The organism is Shewanella sp. 11B5 (assembly GCF_002836795.1).
In the GTDB taxonomy this organism is placed as follows: Bacteria; Pseudomonadota; Gammaproteobacteria; order Enterobacterales; family Shewanellaceae; genus Shewanella; species Shewanella frigidimarina.
Map to the genome: position 1 here is coordinate 1 of NZ_PJAP01000788.1, position 1,745 is coordinate 1,745.

The 1,745-nt window shown below is 38.9% G+C and carries 3 protein-coding genes; 1 reads left to right on the forward strand and 2 read right to left on the reverse strand.

Annotation, left to right across the window (positions count from 1 at the left end):
- On the reverse strand, positions 1–202 hold a 202-nt coding region (locus tag CXF78_RS16455), incomplete at its 3' end, for a Trp family transcriptional regulator (RefSeq protein WP_102037383.1).
- A gap of 314 nt (positions 203–516) precedes the next feature.
- Here CXF78_RS16455 and CXF78_RS16460 point away from each other — a divergent pair.
- Positions 517–966, forward strand: a complete 450-nt coding sequence (locus CXF78_RS16460) for a c-type cytochrome (RefSeq protein ID WP_011638358.1) — start codon at positions 517–519, stop codon at positions 964–966.
- A gap of 134 nt (positions 967–1,100) precedes the next feature.
- Here CXF78_RS16460 and CXF78_RS16465 read toward each other — a convergent pair.
- Positions 1,101–1,745 (reverse strand): cytochrome b/b6 domain-containing protein (locus tag CXF78_RS16465; RefSeq protein ID WP_102037384.1); only part of this gene is annotated, 645 nt, incomplete at its 5' end.

Consider the following 1,745-nt stretch of genomic DNA (forward strand, 5'->3'; position numbering starts at 1 on the left):
TCGTTGCAATACTCACTTGATGTTCTGCAGCAATTTGTCTCTGGCTCAACTCCCCTGCTAATAACGTTTGAAACACCTGTAAACGTCCAGAAACCGCACTACGTTCTTCTTCAGTTAATAACAAATGAAACAACACCGACAAATCATCTTCATTTGCATGGGTTAATATTTTTTCTACTACTAAATTCCAATTGGCACGCATTGTTTTTCTCTTTTTAGTAATGCCCAGACATTACAAGTGTACCAAGGAACGACGCCGATTAGCAAAATTGCTAGCGATAAACTTGTAATGAAAAATGAAAAATAACTGCGGTATGCTATTGATGAAAGATATCGCAAAGTGCTTATAAAATTGTGTAGAATGATGTGTAATACCCTCATAACTAAGCGCTAAAAACTCGACTAATTATTAGGCTGAACATTTAATGGTTAGCACTTTAATTAAAATTTAGCTTAATTATGTGGATATCTGTGCTTATGGAACCAGTACCACCCACAAAAAAGTGAAGGATGACGATGAAAAAAATATTACTAACGGTTGCGGCAACCGCAATGATAATCCCTGCTGTGTTTGCGAATAATTTTGAAGAACCTGCAGATGCCATTGAATACCGCCAAGCTGCTTTCGGCTTAATTGCTTATAACTTTGGTGATATGGGCGCGATGCTAAAAGGTAAAAAACCTTTTGATGCAGCAGTATTTAGTACTCGTGCAGACAATGTTGCAGCGCTATCAAAGATACCACATGAAGGTTTTATTGCCGGTTCAGATAAAGGCGATACCGAAGCACTAGCAAAAATTTGGCAGGATAAAGCCGATTTTGATAGCAAAATGACTGCATTTCAAGATAATGCTGCGGCTTTAGCTGTTGCAGCTAAATCAAGCGATCAAAATAACATTAAACAAGCTTTTGCTAACACAGGTAAAAGCTGTAAAGGTTGCCACGACGTTTACAAAAAAGACTAATCTATTTTGCTACTGAGTGAATCAGTCTCTAATTTGATTGGTTAGCCATGGCAAGTAAAAGTAGCTCTGCTCAGTAGAAAAATGAAAAAAGCCCATCTTTATGGGCTTTTTTATTGGCTTTAGTTTGCCTGAAATTATAAAAAACTGACCACAGGCTCGAGAAGTAACCACCAAATAGCCGCAAATATGGCTAGCACGATAACTAACGCCATCCAAGGCGAACGCAATGTAGGTGAAGCGACCTGTTCGGTAACTTGTTTATAACCACTGAACATGGCTTTAAGTATATTGTCGCCCTTAAACACATGCACTAATACGGCAATGATATGCACCGCAGCCAAAGCCAGAATAAGATTGAAATTGGTTTTATGCAACCAGGTTAGCCACCCAGCTGTATCTGACGAAACTAGATATATCAGCGGGCCTTCAGTAAAAATATCATCAGTTGCAAATAAACCCGTGGTTAACTGCAACACAAGTGTTCCCAGCAACACAATCACCATATAACCACCTAATGGGTTATGCCCAAGTGATACAGGTTTAGGTTGGGCTTTCGCGTAAGCGATAACTTTATTAGGTGCAACAAAAAAATGTGTAAACTTAGCGGTGTCACTTCCTATAAAGCCCCAAATTAATCTAAATGTAATCAGTGTCATCAATAGGTACGCCAATATTTGATGCCACTGCATTTCACCTATTTCAGCTGTCCACCACAATCCGCCAACTAAACACACCATAGCCCAATGAAAAAAACGTGTTGGAAAATCCCATACCTTTAT

Bases quoted from the DNA above. Each gene is read 5' to 3' on its own strand.
- CXF78_RS16460 (WP_011638358.1), top strand. From the start codon at position 517: ATGAAAAAAATATTACTAACGGTTGCGGCAACCGCAATGATAATCCCT.